The 17,474-nt window shown below is 72.0% G+C and carries 17 protein-coding genes; 7 read left to right on the top strand and 10 right to left on the bottom strand.

The genetic code is table 11. The features are described from left to right. Window positions 1-199: 199 nt before the first annotated feature. Genes OG588_RS08190 through OG588_RS08180 form a run of 3 tightly spaced genes read right to left on the bottom strand, consistent with a single transcriptional unit; the run spans window position 200 to window position 3,043 of the window. On the bottom strand, window positions 200-1,549 hold the full coding sequence (locus OG588_RS08190; RefSeq protein WP_405946710.1) for an MFS transporter: 1,350 nt from the start codon (window positions 1,547-1,549) through the stop codon (window positions 200-202). A 40-nt stretch (window positions 1,550-1,589) separates the two neighbouring features. Continuing rightward, a complete protein-coding gene (locus OG588_RS08185) occupies window positions 1,590-2,357 on the bottom strand; it encodes a glycerophosphodiester phosphodiesterase (protein ID WP_405946709.1) in 768 nt (255 codons plus the stop codon). Continuing rightward, window positions 2,354-3,043: a YitT family protein gene (locus OG588_RS08180; RefSeq protein WP_405946708.1), complete on the bottom strand. Its 690-nt coding sequence runs from the start codon at window positions 3,041-3,043 to the stop codon at window positions 2,354-2,356. The genes OG588_RS08185 and OG588_RS08180 overlap by 4 nt, the downstream gene beginning before the upstream one ends. A 64-nt stretch (window positions 3,044-3,107) precedes the next feature. Here OG588_RS08180 and OG588_RS08175 point away from each other — a divergent pair, with 64 nt between their 5' ends. Next, window positions 3,108-4,610, top strand: a complete 1,503-nt coding sequence (locus OG588_RS08175) for a PLP-dependent aminotransferase family protein (RefSeq protein ID WP_405946707.1) — start codon at window positions 3,108-3,110, stop codon at window positions 4,608-4,610. 59 nt (window positions 4,611-4,669) lie between these two features. Here the strand turns inward: OG588_RS08175 and OG588_RS08170 are convergent, their stop codons facing one another. Then, the gene (locus OG588_RS08170) at window positions 4,670-6,247 is read right to left on the bottom strand and encodes a hypothetical protein (RefSeq protein WP_405946706.1); all 1,578 of its coding nucleotides are present in this window, start codon (window positions 6,245-6,247) and stop codon (window positions 4,670-4,672) included. Between the two features lie 34 nt (window positions 6,248-6,281). Beyond that, window positions 6,282-6,476 carry a hypothetical protein gene (locus OG588_RS08165; protein WP_019059657.1) on the bottom strand — a complete coding sequence of 65 codons (195 nt, stop codon included), beginning with the start codon at window positions 6,474-6,476 and terminating at the stop codon, window positions 6,282-6,284. 256 nt (window positions 6,477-6,732) lie between these two features. Here OG588_RS08165 and OG588_RS08160 point away from each other — a divergent pair, with 256 nt between their 5' ends. The 5 genes from OG588_RS08160 to OG588_RS08140 all read left to right on the top strand — a co-directional run bounded on the left by OG588_RS08160 (window position 6,733) and on the right by OG588_RS08140 (window position 12,165). After that, window positions 6,733-7,125, top strand: a complete 393-nt coding sequence (locus tag OG588_RS08160) for an ankyrin repeat domain-containing protein (RefSeq protein ID WP_405946705.1) — start codon at window positions 6,733-6,735, stop codon at window positions 7,123-7,125. 337 nt (window positions 7,126-7,462) lie between these two features. Beyond that, window positions 7,463-8,881: a HEAT repeat domain-containing protein gene (locus OG588_RS08155; RefSeq protein WP_405946704.1), complete on the top strand. Its 1,419-nt coding sequence runs from the start codon at window positions 7,463-7,465 to the stop codon at window positions 8,879-8,881. Window positions 8,882-9,020: 139 nt separating this feature from the next. Then, window positions 9,021-10,148 carry a glycosyltransferase family 4 protein gene (locus OG588_RS08150; RefSeq protein WP_405946703.1) on the top strand — a complete coding sequence of 376 codons (1,128 nt, stop codon included), beginning with the start codon at window positions 9,021-9,023 and terminating at the stop codon, window positions 10,146-10,148. Further along, entirely contained in the window at window positions 10,145-11,308 is a 1,164-nt protein-coding gene (locus OG588_RS08145; protein WP_405946702.1) for a glycosyltransferase, read from the top strand. The genes OG588_RS08150 and OG588_RS08145 overlap by 4 nt, the downstream gene beginning before the upstream one ends. Then, entirely contained in the window at window positions 11,305-12,165 is an 861-nt protein-coding gene (locus OG588_RS08140) for an SGNH/GDSL hydrolase family protein (protein WP_405946701.1), read from the top strand. The genes OG588_RS08145 and OG588_RS08140 overlap by 4 nt, the downstream gene beginning before the upstream one ends. A gap of 14 nt (window positions 12,166-12,179) precedes the next feature. Here OG588_RS08140 and OG588_RS08135 read toward each other — a convergent pair whose 3' ends face one another. From OG588_RS08135 to OG588_RS08115, 5 genes are read right to left on the bottom strand one after another with little or no spacing between them, the layout of a single operon-like run. Further along, window positions 12,180-13,049 carry a biotin-dependent carboxyltransferase family protein gene (locus OG588_RS08135; RefSeq protein WP_405946700.1) on the bottom strand — a complete coding sequence of 290 codons (870 nt, stop codon included), beginning with the start codon at window positions 13,047-13,049 and terminating at the stop codon, window positions 12,180-12,182. Continuing rightward, window positions 13,046-13,663: an allophanate hydrolase subunit 1 gene (locus tag OG588_RS08130; protein ID WP_405946699.1), complete on the bottom strand. Its 618-nt coding sequence runs from the start codon at window positions 13,661-13,663 to the stop codon at window positions 13,046-13,048. The genes OG588_RS08135 and OG588_RS08130 overlap by 4 nt, the downstream gene beginning before the upstream one ends. Further along, entirely contained in the window at window positions 13,660-14,412 is a 753-nt protein-coding gene (locus tag OG588_RS08125) for a LamB/YcsF family protein (RefSeq protein ID WP_405953071.1), read from the bottom strand. The genes OG588_RS08130 and OG588_RS08125 overlap by 4 nt, the downstream gene beginning before the upstream one ends. Window positions 14,413-14,424: 12 nt before the next feature. Continuing rightward, window positions 14,425-15,246: a putative hydro-lyase gene (locus OG588_RS08120; protein WP_266869995.1), complete on the bottom strand. Its 822-nt coding sequence runs from the start codon at window positions 15,244-15,246 to the stop codon at window positions 14,425-14,427. After that, window positions 15,243-16,562, bottom strand: a complete 1,320-nt coding sequence (locus tag OG588_RS08115; protein WP_405946698.1) for an MFS transporter — start codon at window positions 16,560-16,562, stop codon at window positions 15,243-15,245. The genes OG588_RS08120 and OG588_RS08115 overlap by 4 nt, the downstream gene beginning before the upstream one ends. A gap of 169 nt (window positions 16,563-16,731) precedes the next feature. On the opposite strand from OG588_RS08115, the gene OG588_RS08110 reads away from it, so the two are divergent. Next, on the top strand, window positions 16,732-17,439 hold the full coding sequence (locus OG588_RS08110) for a GntR family transcriptional regulator (RefSeq protein ID WP_405946697.1): 708 nt from the start codon (window positions 16,732-16,734) through the stop codon (window positions 17,437-17,439). Window positions 17,440-17,474 lie beyond the last annotated feature (35 nt).

The raw sequence follows: 17,474 nt of genomic DNA, 5'->3' as shown, positions 1-17,474 counted from the left end.
CGGTCAACGTCCGGTCGGCGGTAAAGATTCCCGTACGGGGTCATGCGTCGCCGTCGTAGCCGCCCCTTGTTGTACCCACCAGCGCCCGGTTTGTCACATCTGCTAGCAGATGTCACCCAGCGATTCGTCATCTTTGACGCGCAGTAACGGTACGCCAGGCAGGCCAAACGCGTACACTACCGCCCTTTCGCCTCCAGCGCTAAATCCTCTCGGGAAGAGGATTCCCCGCGTCGCTGATCGCCCGCGCCACCGGAACCCGCGCGAGCAGCACGAATCCGACCACGAAGAAGACCACCAGGGAGATGATCGCGTCCCGATAACTTCCGGTCAGCTGGTAGGTCACCCCGAACAGAAGTGGTCCCAGCCAGCTCATGCCCCGATCGCTCATCTCGTACGCCGAGAAGTACTCGGCCTCTTTCCCGGGCGGCACCAGATGGGAGAACAGGGACCGGGACAGCGCTTGGCTGCCGCCCAGGACGAGGCCGATCCCGGCGGCCAGCACGAAGAACCAGACGGGCGCTCCGGCGGGCAGGAAGTACCCGGCGCCCAGCGTCACCGTCCACGCGACGAGCGAGCCGAGAATCGTCCGCTTGGCCCCGTAGGTCCGGGCGAGTCGCCCCATGCCGAGCGCGCCCGCGACCGCCAGCACCTGAACCATCAGGACGGCCGTGATGAGCGTGGACTGGCTCAGGCCCAGCTCCTCGGAGCCGTACACGGACGCCTGGGAGATCACCGTCTGGATGCCGTCGTTGTAGATCAGATAGGCGAACAGGAAGGACAGCGTGAGCGGTTTGCCACGCATGTCCCGCACGGTCGCCGCGAGCTGCCGCCAGCCCTGCGCCGTCGGCGCCTCGGAAGTCGTACGGCCGCGGTCGCGCAGCCGTTTCAGCGGTACGAGGGTGAAGGCGCCCCACCAGATCCCTGCCGAGGCGAGACAGATGCGGACGGCCATCGACTCGGAGAGGCCGAAGGAGTCGTGGGCGGTGAACAGGATCAGGTTCAGGACGAGGACCAGGGAGCCGGCCGCGTAGCCGAAGGCCCAACCCCGGGAGGAGACCGCGTCGCGCTCCTCCGGAGGGGCGATCTGCGGAAGGTAGGAGTTGTACACGACCATCGAGACGGCCACCGACGAGTTGGCGACGATCAGCAGGAAGCCGCCCAGCAGATAGCGGTCGCCGTCCAGGAAGAACAGGCCCGTGGTGGCGGTCGCGCCCACGTAGGCGGCGAGTGCCAGGAGGGGCTTCTTGCGGCCTGTGCGGTCGGCCGCCGCGCCCGCGAGGGGCATGACGAGGATCGACACGATGACGGACGCGGAGACGGTGTAGGCGAAGAAGGATCCCGCTCGGATCGGTATCCCCAGGGGATGCACGAACCCGTCCGGGTCCGCCGCCGACTTCGCGACCGAGGTCAAGTAGGGGCCCAGGAACACGGTGAGCACGCTCGTCGAGTAGACGGAGCAGGCCCAGTCGTAGAAATACCAGCCGCGCTGTTCGCGCCGCCGCTCGGCTGCCTCGTCGGCCGCCGGTGACCGCAGGGTGTCGGTACCCACCCGTGCCCTCGCTTCCCCGTGCACGCGTCGCCCCGGGGGCTCAGGCCCAGACGCCCCGCTCCACCATGACCTCGCGCAGTGTGTCGATGTGATCGGTCATGATGCCATCGACTCCCAGGTCAAGGAGCCGGTGCATGCGATCGGCCTCGTTGATGGTCCACACGTGGACCTGCACCCCGCGCGCGTGGGCGGCGCTGACGAAGCGCCGGTCAACCACGGGGACGCCCGACTGCTCCTCGGGCACCTGTGCGGCGACCGCCGAGCGGCGCACCGGGAGAGGGGCGCCCCAGGACCGCAACCGCAGGTTCAGCACCCCGCGCGTGCCGAACGACGTGGCCAGGCGCGGCCCTGCAAGGTGCTGGGCGCGGACCACGCGCTTCTCGGAGAAGGAGCCGACGAGGACGCGGTTCCAGGAGCCGGTGCGCTCCAGGAGGTCCAGGAGCGGGCGCAGCGCCGGCTCCGCCTTGATGTCGACGTTCCAGCGCACTTCGGGGAAGGTCTCCAGCAACTCCTCGAAGAGGGGCACCGGTTCCTTGCCCGCCACGCGCGCGTGGCTCACGTCCGACCAGAACAGGTCCGCGATCCGGCCGGCGCCGTCGGTCACCCGGTCCAGGGTCTCGTCGTGGAAGGCGACGAGCTTCCCGTCCGCCGTGGCATGGACGTCGGTCTCGATGTACCGGTAGCCCAGCTCCACCGCCCGGCGGAACTGGAACACGGTGTTCTCCAGGCCGTCCGCCGCCCCGCCCCGGTGGGCGAAGGGGATCGGGCCGGGGTGGTCGAGGTACGGATGACGTATGAGCGTGGTCACCGGGGCAGTATCGCCCGTTCTGGTGACCCGGTGGCTACGACCGTGCTGCCACCGGATGCCGACGGGGCGGCGAACACGCGCAGGAACAGCTGGGCCAGCGGTCCGATCGCCAGCGCGTACAGCAGGGTGCCGATGCCGACGGTGCCGCCGAGCGCGAAGCCGGTGGCCACGACCGCGACCTCGATCGCCGTCCGGATCAGGCGGATGGAGCGGCCCGTGCGCCGGTGCAAGCCGGTCATCAGCCCGTCGCGCGGCCCCGGACCGAAGTTCGCGGAGATGTAGAGCCCGGTGGCGGCCCCGTTGAGCACGATGCCCGCCAGCAGCAGCGGAATCCGTGCGGCCAGACCGTGTGCGTCAGGGACCAGGACCAGCGTGCCGTCCATCGCGAGGCCCACCATGAACACGTTGGAGACCGTGCCCAGCCCCGGGCGCTGGCGCAGCGGTATCCACAGGAGCAGCACCGCCGCGCCCACGATGATCGAGACGACGCCGATCGTCAGGCCGGTGAGTTCGGCGAGGCCCTGGTGCAGCACGTTCCAGGGCTCCAGGCCCAGGCCCGACACCACCAGGAGCGCGGAACTGGCGCCGTAGAGCGCGAGTCCGACATACAGCTGGACCAACCGTCGCCCGAGACGGTTCCGCGTGGACAAGAGGTGCCCCCTGGTGGTGGTAGTGGCCTGACACATGACACTCTGTGGCTTGAGAATGAATGCCATCCATGGCCAATTCCGGGAAGGTGGACTGGTTTCCATGGCGCAGTGGACCTCGGCGATGGGCGCCGCACAGCTCGCCCGGCTGCTCAACTCCCAGCAGGACCGGCCGGCAGGGCCAGGTACTCGCCGCCCGCCCGCCTATCGCGCGCTGGCGGACGGCATCCGGCTGCTTGTCCTGGAGGGGCGCGTCCCGGTGGCCGCCCGGCTGCCCGCCGAGCGGGAGTTGGCGCTCGCGCTGTCCGTGAGTCGCACCACCGTTGCCGCCGCCTACGAGGCGTTGCGCACCGAGGGGTTCCTGGAGTCGCGGCGCGGGGCCGGCAGCTGGACCTCCGTACCGGCTGGTAATCCACTCCCCGCGCGCGGGTTGGAGCCGTTGCCCCCGGAGGCACTCGGTTCGGTGATCGACCTCGGCTGCGCCTCGCTGCCCGCGCCCGAGCCATGGCTCACCCGGGCCGTGCAGGGCGCCCTGGAGGAGCTGCCGCCGTACGCCCACACGCACGGCGACTATCCGGCGGGGTTGCCCGCGCTGCGCGCGATGATCGCCGAGCGGTACACCCTGCGCGGGATTCCGACCATGCCCGAGCAGATCATGGTGACGACCGGTGCGATGGGTGCCATCGACGCCATCTGCCATCTCTTCGCGGGGCGCGGCGAGCGGGTCGCCGTCGAGTCGCCCTCGTACGCCAACATCCTCCAGTTGATGCGGGAGGCGGGTGCCCGGCTGGTGCCCGTGGCGATGGCCGACGGGCTCTCCGGCTGGGACATGGACCGCTGGCGGCAGGTGCTGCGCGACGCCGCGCCCCGGATCGCGTACGTCGTCGCCGACTTCCACAACCCGACCGGCGCCCTGGCCGGCGACGACCAGCGGCGTCAACTCGTGGACGCGGCCCGCTCGGCCGGCACCGTGCTCGTCGCCGACGAGACGATGACCGAGCTGTGGCTGGACGACGACGTCGACATGCCGCGCCCGGTCTGTGGCTTCGACCCGGCCGGTTCGACGGTGATCACCGTCGGCTCCGCCAGCAAGGCCTTCTGGGCGGGCATGCGCATCGGCTGGGTCCGCGCGGCCCCCGACGTGATCCGCAGCCTGGTCGCCGCCCGCGCCTACGCCGACCTCGGCACCCCCGTGCTGGAACAGCTTGCCGTCAACTGGCTGTTCAGCACCGGCGGTTGGGAACAAGCGGTGGAGATCCGTCGTAGCCAGGCCCGTGAGAACCGGGACGCGCTGGTCGGGGCGCTCCGGCGGCAGCTGCCCGACTGGGAGTTCGAGGTGCCCAAGGGCGGACTCACGCTGTGGGTGCGCACCGGCGGACTGTCGGGCTCACGGCTCGCCGAGATGGGGGAGCGGGTGGGCCTGCGGGTCCCGTCCGGGCCGCGGTTCGGTGTCGACGGCGCCTTCGAGGGGTATGTGCGACTGCCGTTCACCGTGGGCGGCGCGGTGGCCGAGGAGGCGGCGGCACGGCTGGCCGCGGCGGCCCGGCTGGTGGAGAACGGGGTCAGCGGGGGCGGCGGCGAATCGCCGCGCACGTTCGTGGCGTAGCGAGGTATCTCTGGGGTCGGTGCGGGCGACTCCCGGCCGCCCGCGCCGGAACCGGGCTTCTACGAAGTCTCCGCCACCGCGGCCTCGACCACCGATTCCGTCGCCATCGTCTCCTCCGCGTCCGCCGGTGTCGTGCGCGGCGGGAGCAGGGCCAGGACCGCCTGGCGGTGCGCGTCGTTCGTCGCGTCGTCGTACGGGTCCGGGGTCGCCGGGACCTGGAGGCGGTGCACCGGGCCGTTGCCGAGGCGGGCGTAGCCGCGGCCCGGGGGGACCTGGGCGATCGGCGTGGTGTGCGGGGGAGCGCCGAGGACCGCCTCCAGCTGGGCGGCGGTGGCGGGGCCGAGGACGACACGCGCGCGTGTGTGCTGTCGTACGGCGTCGCTGAGGGTGTCCGCGCTGTCGAACTGGTCGGCCACCACCACGGTGACGTTGGCCGCGCGGCCGTGTCGGAGGGGGACCTGGAGCAGGGACTGGGGGTCCTTGTAGCCGTCGGCGGCCGCCACGTGGGCGAAGGCGCTCGGGCGGTCCAGGATGATCCACAGGGGGCGCCTGGTGTCGTCCGGTGCCGGGTGGCCCGACTGGCGGGCGCGGTTGGCCGCGATCAGCCGGCGTTCCGTCTCGTGGGCGGCCCACTCCAGGCTGGCCAGCGCGCCGGACAGGCCGCACTCCACGGCGAGGACGCCGTCCCGGCCGGTGAGGCACGCGTACTCGCCGGTGCCGCCGCCCTCGACGATCAGGACGTCGCCGTACTGGAGGGCCTGGAGAGCGATGGAGCGCAGGAGGGTGGAGGTGCCGCTGCCGGGCTGGCCCATGACCAGGAGGTTCGGCTCGGTGGAGCGGATGCCGGTGCGCCAGACGACCGGCGGGACGTCGCGCTGTTCCTCGCCGTGGGTGAGGGGGAGGGTGCGGTGGACCTGGGTCGGGTCGGTGAAGCCCAGGACGGTCTCGCCGGGGGCGGTGACGAAGCGCTGGGCGGCGATGTCGGTGGGGAGCGGGGCGAGGACGCCGACCGTGAGCTGGTTGCCCTCCTCGTCCCACGCGAAGTGGTACTCCCGGCTGCGGCCGGACTTCGCGGTGAGCAGCTGCTCGATCCGCGCGCGGGAGTCGGCCTCGCCGTCGGTGAAGTACGCCGGATAGCGGACGACCAGATGGGAGATCCGGCCCGCGCCGTCGAACTCGTAGGCGGGGAAGGCCTTCTCCCAGTCGCCGCCGTGGGCGAACAGGGGAGCCGGGTCCTCGGCGGTCGAGAAGTAGGGCACCAGCGCCTCGTAGAGGGACTGGAGGCGCTGGGTCTGGGACTCGTCGGGCCCTTCGGGCGCCGGCGGGGTGCGATCGCGGCCGTGCCATGCCGCCGCCGCCATCAGGGTGATGGCGGCGAGCAGCGGGCCGTAGGGCACCAGAGCCACGACCAGGATCACCGAGGCCACCAGGAAAAGCAGCGGCCCGCGCTTGTCCTTGGGGGTGTCGGTCCATCTGCGCCGGCCGGCGGATGCCAGCCGACGCAGACCCTTGGTGATCGTGATCAGCGGATGGAGGACATCGGTGGCGCTGTCGGCCGCCGTCCGGGCCAGCTCCCGGCTCCGGGCGATCTGGGCGGTGCCGTTGCTCAGGATGCGGGGGAGGGGGCGCCGGGCCACTGCTGTCTCCTGAAGGTCCGTACGGGTGGGGACGTCAGAACTTGATTCCGCCGAGGAGGCTCGCCAGGCTCTCGCCGCCTGCCTTGATGCTCGGCGCGATGGCCGTGCTGGCCATGTAGAAGCCGAAGAGTGCGGCCACCAGGGCGTGGGAGGCCTTGAGTCCGTCCTTCTTGAAGAAGAGGAAGACGATGATGCCGAGAAGGACGACGCCTGACATGGACAAGATCATTTGAGCTCTCCTGGTTCGTGGGGACAGTCACCATGAGTTGTTCCAGGATCACAGGATGTATCCATACGATAAAAGGTGCAAGTGGGTGAATTTCGGCGAATTTCCCTCGGATGGTGGAGCGCATTCGGGCCTTCTGAGCAGGTGTTTCACCCGTGTTGGGCCCCTTGGTGATCTTTGCCTCGGAGGGGGCCGGTCATGTGTCTGTGGAGCCAGTACGCTGGCGATTCACCCGTACTAGTGAGAGGCGGTCAGGCCGATGAGTGAAGCCCCCGACCCCGAGGTCGTGGAGTTCGCGACCAAGATCTTCGATCTGGCCCGCCGGGGCGGGACCGAGGCGTTGGTCGCTTATGTGGACGCGGGGGTCCCGGCCAACCTCACCAATGACCGCGGTGACTCCCTGGTGATGCTCGCCGCCTACCACGGGCACGCCGGGGCCGTACGGGCCCTGCTGGCGCGGGGTGCCGAGGCCGACCGGATCAACGACCGGGGCCAGACTCCGCTCGCCGGAGCCGTCTTCAAGGGCGAGCAAGACGTGATCGAAGTCCTGCTGGAGGCCGGCGCCGATCCGGCCGCGGGCACCCCGTCGGCGGTCGACACGGCCCGGATGTTCGGCAAGGCCGAGCTGCTGGAGCTGTTCGGCGCGCACTGACACGAAGGCCCGTCGGCAGCAAAGACGGGCCTTCTGACCTGGTACGACAAGGAAAACGGGGGAAAACGGGGGAAGGCAGCACGGCGCCGCCCGAAATTTCGGTCGCGGCATCGAGAACTGCCGGGTCATCATGACGTCGTGATTTACGGACGCGATGGCTGGGCAGGTGTTGCCGCACCGCGCGGGCCGTAGTTGCGGCCCGCATGGGCCACCTACGAGAGGCAGAGGAAAATGGTCTACAGCAAGCAGGAAACGGCGGGCGCCCCGACGTGTTGTCACGCGGCCAGGTAGTGCACGTCCCCCGGTTGCGTCGACGCTTGATGTGAGGCTGTTTCCCATGTTCGATCCGGTCATAGCGCCCAGCGGTACGCTGCTCGGCCTGCTTCAGCGGGGCCGCGGCGACGGCACACTGCACGCGCTCACCGCCCCCCGTGCCGAGGCACTCGCGGCGCTGAACCACTGTGTGCTGCGCGACCCCCGCCACGACTGGCAGGTGGAGAACCGCTCCCTGTACTACGCCCGTCTGTACCTCGACCTGAACGGCGACCTGGACGCCGTCGAGGCCCACCTCTTCGACACCGAGGACGTCCTCGACACCGAGGAGTCACGTACGGGCCTCGCGCTCGCCGTCCTCGGGCACCTCGCCTCCTACGGCAGGCTGGACGCGCTCGCCCTGCTGCGCAGGTACGCGGCCTCCGGGACCAATTGGGCCTGGGCGCTCGACGAGCTGGCGCTCCGGGACGACGACGCGGGCCTGCGCGCCCTCGCCGCTCCCGTGCTGGCACGGTTCCCGGCCGACCCCGAGGGCGAGGCCGAACTGGCCACCGCCGTGCGCGACGCCTTCGAACCCCGGCCCTGGCGGCTGTGGGCCGATGACCCACGCGAATCGATCGCCACGCGCGTGCGTGCCGCCCAGGAAGCCGGCTGCTTCGACCTCTGGCAACGCCAGATGCGACCTACCGGGCCCCGTCCGGGGTGGAGCGTGCAAGCGGTGTTCGAATGGGCCCAACAGGGCCTCGAACGCGGCGCCGCGCTGCACGTCCCCGCCGCCCGCTGCCTCACCGCGGTGGCAGGCCCCGAGGACCGGCCCGCGATCGTCGAGGCCGCCAAGGACGGCGGCGAGGGCGCCCGCTGCACCGCCCTGCGCTATCTCGCCGACAGCAACGATCCCGAAGCCCTCCAACTGATCGAACGCGCGGTGGCCGCCGGCCCGGCACCCGTCGTGGAAGCCGCCGTGGACGCCTTCGAACGGATGCGGTCGGTCGCCGCCGTCGACCGGGCCCGCGGCTGGGCCCGCCGACCCGATCCGCTCGGCGCGGCCGCCGGACGGATGCTCGCCTGCCGGGGCGGAGCCCAGGACAGCGACCTCGTCCTCGGCGCCCTCAGGGAGGCTGTCATGGGCGAAGGACCCGACGCCCCCACCCTCTGGACCCTCGTCGACGGCGCCGGACGCCTCGGCATCGTCTGCGCCGCACCCGTCCTGCGCCATGTGTACCGGGAGACGGCCTCGTCCCATCTGCGCGGCCGGGCCGCCCGCGCCCTGGCCGCCACCGACCCCTCCTACGCCGCAGGCTTCGCCGTCGAGTGCCTCTGGGACTGCGAGGAGACCACCCGAGAGATCGCCGCGCGGCACGCCGAGACCGGCGACGCCCGCGTCGTGGAGCAGCTCCGCAGGCTCGCCGCAGACCCGGCCGAGGAAGCGGAAGTCCAGACAGCCGTACGGAGCCGGATCGGGCCCGACGCCCCCGCAGTGTGAACGTGGGATGACCCGCGGGTCAGACGCGCATGGACGCCGTCTGACCTGCTCGGGTGTGCAGCGCAACGCTCATGGGACGTTCACCGTTCGCATAGATCGACGTTGACGCGGGCACGTCCAGCGCGGCGAGAACACGGGTATGCGTGTCGTCATCGTGACCGAATCCTTTCCCCCCGATGTGAACGGCGTGGCCCACTGCGCGCTCCAGACCGCCCGGCACCTCGTGGATCGCGGTCATCATCCGCTCGTCGTCGCGCCGGCCACCTCGGCCGGCCCCGGGCCCGACGCCGAGTCGCCGTGCCCCGTCATCCGTGTCCCCTCCCTACCGCTCCCGGGCTACCCCCAGGTCCGCGTCGCCCTCCCCAGCCGACGCGTCGCCGCGGCCATCACCGAACATCGCGCGGACATCGTGCACCTGGCCAGCCCCTTCATCCTCGGCGTCCGCGGCATGGCCGCCGCCGCGCGGCTCGGCATCCCCGCCGTCGCCGTCTACCAGACCGACCTCGCCGGATACGCCCGTACGTACGTCGGTGCGGGCGAGGCCACCGCCTGGCGGCGGATCCGCTCCGTGCACGCCGCCGCCGACCGCACCCTCGCGCCCTCCAGCGCGGCCCTGGGCGACCTGGAGGCACACGGCGTGCCCCGGGTCAGGCTCTGGCCTCGTGGCGTCGACACCGAGCGTTTCCGCCCCGAGTACCGGGACGAGGCGCTGCGCCGCGAACTCGCCCCGAACGGCGAACTGCTCGTCGGCTACGTCGGCCGGCTCGCCCCCGAGAAGCAGATCGAACTCCTCGCCGGAACCTGCGGACTCCCGGGCGTCCGTGTCGTGGTCGTCGGCGACGGGCCCAGTCGGCCGCACCTCGACGAGGCGCTGCCGGGCGCGGTCTTCCTCGGTCGGCGTACCGGGGACGAGCTCGCCCGTATCTTCGCCTCGTTGGACATATTCGTGCACACCGGACCTTTTGAGACCTTCTGTCAGACCGTCCAGGAAGCCATGGCCAGCGGCGTCCCCGTCGTCGCGCCCGCCGCCGGCGGCCCGCTCGACCTGGTCGCCCACGGGCGCACCGGGTTCCTCTTCCCGCCCCGCGACGAGGCCGCCGTGACGGACGCCGTGCGGACCCTGGCCGCCGATCCCGCACTGCGCGCGGAGTACGGCAGCGCCGCGCGGGCCATGGTCGAGGGCCGCACCTGGGCGGCCGTCGGCGACCAACTGATCGCGCACTACGGGGATGTCCTCGCCGCGCGCAAGGTGGTGGTGGCGGCATGAACACCGCCGCGCTGCGGATCGTCCGCCTCGCCAACTTCGTGGCCCCCTCCTCCGGGGGGCTGCGCACCGCCCTGCGCGAGCTGGGCAAGGGCTTCAAGGAGGCCGGGCACGATCCGGTCCTCATCGTGCCCGGCGAGCGTCACACCGACCGTGAGACCGAGCAGGGCCGGGTCATCACCCTGCCCGGGCCGCTGCTGCCCGGTACCGGCGGCTACCGCGTCCTCGCCGACAAGCGGCGCGTGGCCGGCCTCCTGGAACACCTCGCCCCCGACCGTCTGGAGGTCTCCGACCGTACGACCCTGCGCTGGACCGGCAAATGGGCCAGGCGGGCCCGCGTCCCCGCCGTGATGGTGTCGCACGAGACCGCCGACGGCGTCCTGCGCACCTGGGGCCTGTCGGAGAACCTGTCCCGGCGCACCGCCGACGCCCTCAACGTCCGTACGGCGCACACCTACGCGCGTGTGGTGTGCACCACCGAGTTCGCCGAGCGGGAGTTCGTCCGTATCGGCGCCCGCAATGTCGTACGGGCTCCCCTGGGCGTCGACCTGGTGGGGCGCCGGCCGGCACTGCGGGACCCGGTGCTGCGCGCGGAGTACGCGCGCGTGGACCAGGTTCTGCTGGTGACCTGCACCAGGCTCTCCGTGGAGAAGAAGCCCGGCACGGCGCTCGACGCCCTGGAGGCGTTGCTACGGCGCGGACGGCGGGCGGTCCTCGTGGTCGCCGGGGACGGGCCGCTGCGGGCCCGGCTCGAACAGCGGGCGCGGGAGCGCGGGTTGCCGGTCACCTTCCTCGGGCACGTCTCCGACCGGCGGCTGCTCGGCGCGCTCCAGGCCTCAGCCGACGTGTGCCTGGCACCCGGGCCCGCCGAGACCTTCGGGCTCGCCGCGCTGGAGGCCATGGCCTGCGGCACGCCCGTGGTGGCCAGCGCCTCGTCCGCACTGCCCGAGGTCATCGGCTCCGCCGGTGCCACGGCCGCGGACAACGGGCGGGCCTTCGCGGACGCCGTGGACATGCTCCTCGAACGCCCCGAGGCGGAGCGGCGGGAGACCGCACGTGCGCGTGCCGAGTGTTTCGGCTGGCACACGGCGGTCGACGCGTTCCTCGCGGCCCACGACGCGGATGTTCCGGTACGGCGGTTCGTGCCCGGAGGCGTGGCATGAGAACGGTCCGTTTCGTCGCCCTCGGTGACTCGCTCACCGAGGGCGTGGGCGATCCCGTCGGCGAGGCCTGGCGCGGTTGGGCCGCGCTGCTCGCCGACGGGCTGGCCGAACAGCCCGAAGGGGTCGTGGAGTTCACGAACCTGGCGGTCAGCGGGGCGCAGTCGCGGGACGTGCTGGAACGGCAGACCCCCGCCGGGCTCGCCCTGAACCCGGACGTCGTGTCGGTCGTCATAGGCGTCAACGACACCCTGCGCTGCACCTTCGACATCCAGGCCGTGGCCGCCCGCCTCGACGAGGTCTACGCCGCCTTCACGGCGCTGGGCGTGACCCTCCTCACGGCCTGTCTGCCCGATCCGGGCGCGATGCTCGGCCTCCCGGGCGCACTGGCTCGGCCGCTGGCCCGACGCCAGCGGGCGGTGAACACCGTGGTGCACGCGCTCTCCGAGCGGTACGGGGCCGTGCATCTGCACGCGGCCGAGGGTGCGTGGATCATGGACCGTGCGATCTGGAGCGCGGACCGGCTGCACCCCGGGGAGCGCGGACACCGCCAACTGGCGCTGCGTTTCCATGCGTTGCTCACCGAGGAGGGCGTGGCCTCGGGGGTCGCGCCCTCGCCCGAGCCCGAGTTCCCGGCGCCCACCAGGTCGGCCAGTCTGCTGTGGCTGGCGACCGCGGGCACCGGGTGGGTGGCCCGCCGCTGCACCGACCTGCTGCCGCAGCTCCTGAGGCTGGCCGCCGACGAGATGCGCCACCGCGCGCGGGGCACCAGCGCGCGCCTCGACCTGAGCGCGTCCCACGCCGTGTCGGTGGCGCTGGCCTCGCTGTCGGTGCAGCAGGAGCAACCGGACGCGGCATAGGGCCTCCAGGGGCTTCAGCGGCGCCGTACGGCCACGAAACGGACCGGGGTCCCGGGCACCGCCTGCGCGGCCGCCGGGAGGTCCGAGGGGCGGACGACGGCGATCACCGGATAGCCACCGGTGGTCGGATGGTCGGCGAGGAACACCACCGGGCGGCCGTCCGGTGGAACCTGGACGGCACCAAGGACCATGCCCTCACTGGGGAGTTCACCGGTAAGGGACCGCTCCAGGGCCGGCCCCTCGGTGCGCAGACCGATGCGGTTGCTCGCCGAGGACACTCGGTAGGCGCGTGAGGTGAACGTGCGTACGGCCTCCGGGGTGAACCAGTCGTCGCGGGGCCCCAGGGTCACCCGCAGGACGAGTTCGACCGGGGGGCGCGGTTGCGGGGCGACGTCCACGCGCGCGTGGAGGCTCATCGGGGAACCCAGCGGCAGTATGGCGCCGTTCGTGAGCGGCGCCGGACCGAGCCCCGACAGCAGGTCCGTGGAACGGCTGCCGAGCACCGGCTCGACCCCGACCCCACCGGCGAAGGCGACGTAGGACCGCACTCCGGAGGCGGCCGTCCCGATGTCCAGGAGCGCCCCGGCGGGCACGTGCACGGGTGCTCCCCAGGCGACCGGCCGTCCGTCCACCGTGACCGGGCAGGGGGCACCGCCGACGGCCACGAGGATCGTTGAACGAAGCCGTACGGCACAGCCGTTGAGGGTCGTCTCCAGGACGGCCGCTTCGGGGGGATTGCCGACCAGCCGGTTGACGAGCGCCGCCGCGGGCCCGTCGAGCGCCCCGGAACGCGGCACCCCCAGGTGCGCGTGCCCGGGCCGTCCCAGGTCCTGCACGGTGGTCAGGGCCCCGGCCCGTACGACGGCGAAGGCGCTGTCCGTCATACGTCCGCCACCGGGACGAAGCGCACGCGCGTCCCCGGCGACAGCAGCGCGGCCGGTTCGCGTGCGGTGTCCCACAGGACCGCGTCCGTCGTGCCGACGAGCTGCCAACCGCCGGGCGAGGAACGGGGATACACGCCGGTGTACGGGCCCGCCAGGCCGACGGCGCCAGCGTGGACGGCCGTGCGCGGGGTGGCCCGGCGCGGGACGTCGTAGCGGGCCGGGAGGCCGGTGAGGTAGCCGAAGCCGGGGGCGAACCCGCAGAAGGCGACGCGGAATTCGGTGGCCGCGTGGATGCGGGCCACCTCCCGCTCGGGGATGTTCCACAGAGCGGCGACATCGGCGAGGTCCGGGCCGTCGTAGCGCACCGGGAGCTCGACCACCTCACGCGCGCGTGGGGGAGCGGGGGGTACGTCGGAGGTCGTGAGTTCGGAGGCCAGCCGGGCCGGGTCGGTGAGGCCGTCGAGGAGGACCGTGCGGGCGGCGGGGACGATCTCGCGGACGCTGAGCAGGCCCTCCGCGCGGCGCCGCAGCAGCTCCGCGTGGACGGCCTGGGCCTCCTCCCCGGAGGCGACCTCGACGAGCAGCGCGTCGTCGCCGACGGGCAGGGCCCTCACGCGAAGGCCTCCACCCGGACACCCGACTCCAGGAGCCGCTCGCGGACCCTGCGGGCCAGGTCGACCGCGCCGGGTGTGTCCCCGTGCAGGCACAGGGAGCGGGCCCGTACCTCGATACGCGCCCCGGAGAGCGCGTCGACCGTCCCGGAGCGGGCCAGGCTCAGCGAGCGCTCCACGACGGCCTCGGGGTCGGTGACCACGGCGCCGACCCGGCCGCGCGGCACGAGTGTGCCCTCGTCGGTGTACGCGCGGTCCGCGAACGCCTCCGTGACGGCCGGCAGCCCGGCCTTCGCGGCCAGGTCGAGCACGACCGAGCCCGGCAGCCCGAGGACGGGCAGCGAGGCGTCGGCCAGGAGCACGCCCTCGATCACCGCGGCGGCCTGCTCCCGGTCGTGCACGATCCGGTTGTAGAGCGCCCCGTGCGGCTTGACGTACGACACGCGCGTGCCCGCCGCGCGGGCGAACACCTCCAAGGCGCCGATCTGGTAGGCCACTTCGGCCGCCAGCTCGGCGGACGGCACGTCCATCGCGCGCCGCCCGAACCCCGCCAGATCCCGGTAGGACACCTGTGCGCCGACCCGGACACCGCGCTCGGCCGCGAGCTCGCACACCCGCCGCATGGTGACCGGGTCCCCGGCGTGGAAGCCGCAGGCCACGTTGGCGCTGGTGACGACGGACAACAGCTGTTCGTCGTCGGTGAGATGCCAGCGGCCGAAGCCCTCGCCGAGGTCGGCGTTCAGATCGATCATCATCTCTCCTGGTCAGGCGACGCGGTACTGCTCGTCGCGGGCATCGGTGACGAACATCTGGCCCGGCGCATGGGTGATCGCGAACGGCGGGCGGGACGCCATCACCGCGGCCTGCGGGGTCACTCCGCAGGCCCAGAACACCGGGATGTCGTCCGGCGCGGCGTCCACCGGATCACCGAAGTCCGGCCGGCCGAGGTCCTCGATGCCGAGCCCCGAAGGATCGCCGCAGTGTACGGGGCTGCCGTGCACCGCCGGGAGCAGCGCGGTCTCCCGGATCGCGGTCGCCAGATGCTCCGGAGGCACCGGGCGCATCGACACCACCATCGGGCCGTGCAGCCGCCCCGCCGGGCGGCACGGGCGGCCGGTCACGTACATCGGGACGTTGCGGCCCTGCTCGATGTGCCGGATCGGGACGCCCGCCTCGCTCAGCGACCACTCGAAAGTGAAGCTGCAGCCGATCAGGAACGACACCAGGTCGTCGCGCCAGTACGCGCGCACGTCCGTCGGCTCGTCCGTCAACTCGCCGTCCCGCCACACCCGGTAGCGCGGCAGATCGGTGCGCAGGTCCGCGCCGTCGGCGAGAACCGTCTCCCAGGAGCCCGCGTCCGTGACGTCGAGCACCGGACAGGGCTTCGGGTTGCGCTGGCAGAACAGCAGCATGTCGTAGGCCCAGTCGGCGGGCACCGAGATCAGGTTGACCTGGGTGTGGCCCGCCGCGACCCCGGCCGTGGGACCCGACAGCCCGGCCCGGAAGCGGGCCCGGGCGGAACGCGGGCTCCACGCGTGCGCGTGCTCGTCGACGAGCGTCAGGGGGCGGTCTTCCGTGCGATTCACGCCAGTTCCTTTCCACGGGTCTCCGGCAGTCCGAAGAGCGCCAGCGCCGCGATGCCGTAACCGATGGCCCCGAAGACGAGCGCTCCGCCCACACCCCAACTGTCGGCCAGGAAGCCCACCAGGGTCGGGAAGACGGCGCCCACCGCGCGGCCGGTGTTGTACGTGAAGCCCTGCCCCGTGCCGCGCACCGCCGTCGGATACAGCTCGCTCAGGTACGAGCCGAAGCCGCTGAAGATCGCCGACATGCAGAACCCGAGCGGGAAACCGAGCACCAGGAGAAGGGTGTTGGCGCCGCTGGGGATGTGCGTGTACGCCAGGATGCAGACCGCCGATAGCAGTGCGAAGAGCCAGATGTTGCGCTTACGGCCCAGCACGTCGGTGAGGTAGCCGCCGGTCAGATAGCCCAGGAAGGCGCCGGAGATCAGGAAGGTCAGATAGCCGCCGGTGCCGACGACCGACAGGCCGCGCTCCGTCTTCAGGTACGTCGGTACCCAGGTGGCGAGGGTGTAGTAGCCGCCCTGGACGCCGGTGGAGAGCAGTCCCGCGAAGACCGTCGTGCGCAGCAGGCCCGGTGCGTCGGCCGTGCCGGGCTTGAAGATCGCCGCGAAGGAGCCCTTCTGGGGGTTCTGCTCACGGGTGGCCGTGGCCTCGGGGGAGTCGTGCACCCGGCGCCGCACCCAGATCACCAGCAGCGCGGGCAGCGCGCCGGTCCAGAACATCACTCGCCAGGCCAGGTCGTCGCCGAGGAACGAGAAGACCAGGGTGTAGACGACCGCCGCCAGCGCCCAGCCCACGGCCCAGGAACTCTGGACCGCGCCGAGCGTACGGCCGCGGTGCTTGGGGCTCGCGTACTCGGCGACCAGGATCGCGCCGACCGCCCACTCACCGCCGAAACCGAGGCCCTGGAGGGCGCGGAAGACCAGCAGGGTCTCGTAGTTGGGCGCGAAGCCGCAGGCCACCGTGAAGACGGCGTACGTGACCACCGTGATCATCAGAGCCTTGACGCGGCCGACCCGGTCGGCGAAGACGCCCGCGATGGCGCCCCCGACCGCGGAGACGACCAGCGTGACCGTGGTGAACAGGCCGGTCTGGCCGCTGTCCAGGCCGAAGTACGCGGCCAGCGCGACCATGCTCAGCGGCAGCGTGAAGTAGTCGTAGGAGTCCAGGCCGTAGCCGCCGAACGCGCCGGCGAAGGCGCGGCGGCCGTTCGGACCGAGCGCGCGCAGCCAGGCCAACGCGCCGTCGTCGGTGGTGAGTTCGTCCGCGCCGGGCTGTGCGCCGGTGTTCAGGGCCTGAGGTGGAGGGGTCGTGCTCATGGGCACCTCGCAGAAGGAGGACGGAGGGTGCTGGGAGTGAGCAGGGCTGTGCGGAAGCCGTCGGCGCCGGGGTGAGCGGTGGCGCCTTGCCGAGAAAGGTAGAGGATCGTTGAACGATCCCTCAATACCCATGTTGTTTCGTTCTTGTATCTGCGGTTGAATTCCGGGCATGGCAGAGCAGCTGGCGGGACTGGCCGACGACCGCGCCCTCCTGGGCCGTACGAGCACCGCGGAACGCGTCTCGGACATCCTCAGGAGCCGTATCGCGGAGGGCTATTTCCCGCCGGGAACCCGGCTCTCGGAGGACAGCATCGGCGGGGCGCTCGGTGTGTCGCGCAACACACTCCGCGAGGCGTTCCGGCTGCTCACCCATGAGCGGCTGCTCGTCCACGAGTTGAACCGGGGCGTCTTCGTCCGGGTCCTGTCCGTCGAGGACGTCGAGGACATCTACCGCACCCGCCGCCTCGTCGAGTGCGCCGTCGTCCGGGGGCTGGGCGAGCCGCCGTACGCCCTCGAACAGCTCGCCTCGGCCGTCACCGAAGGGCAGTTGGCGTCCGTCGAAGATGACTGGAAAGGAGTGGGTACGGCCAATATCCACTTCCACCGGGAACTCGTCGCCCTCGCCGGCAGCGCCCGCACGGACGAGCTGATGCGCAGCGTCTTCGCCGAACTCAGGCTCGCCTTCCACCTCGTGGACGACCCGAAGGCGCTCCACGAGCCGTACCTCCAGCGCAACCGACTGATCCTCCAGGCCCTCCAGGCGAACAACCCCGCCGAGGCCGAGAAACTGCTCGCGGTCTACCTCGACGACTCGCTGGAACGGGTCGTCGACGCGTACCGGAACCGGGTCGGCGAGGACGGCACGGCGCCCGACTGAAGACGGCACGGCGCTCGGCCGACTCGCACACGCGG

Source organism: Streptomyces prunicolor, assembly GCF_045162825.1.
GTDB classification, from domain to species: domain Bacteria; phylum Actinomycetota; class Actinomycetes; order Streptomycetales; family Streptomycetaceae; genus Streptomyces; species Streptomyces prunicolor.
The sequence above is the reverse complement of the archived record's forward strand: the minus strand, read 5'-3'. Positions and strand labels throughout refer to the sequence as shown.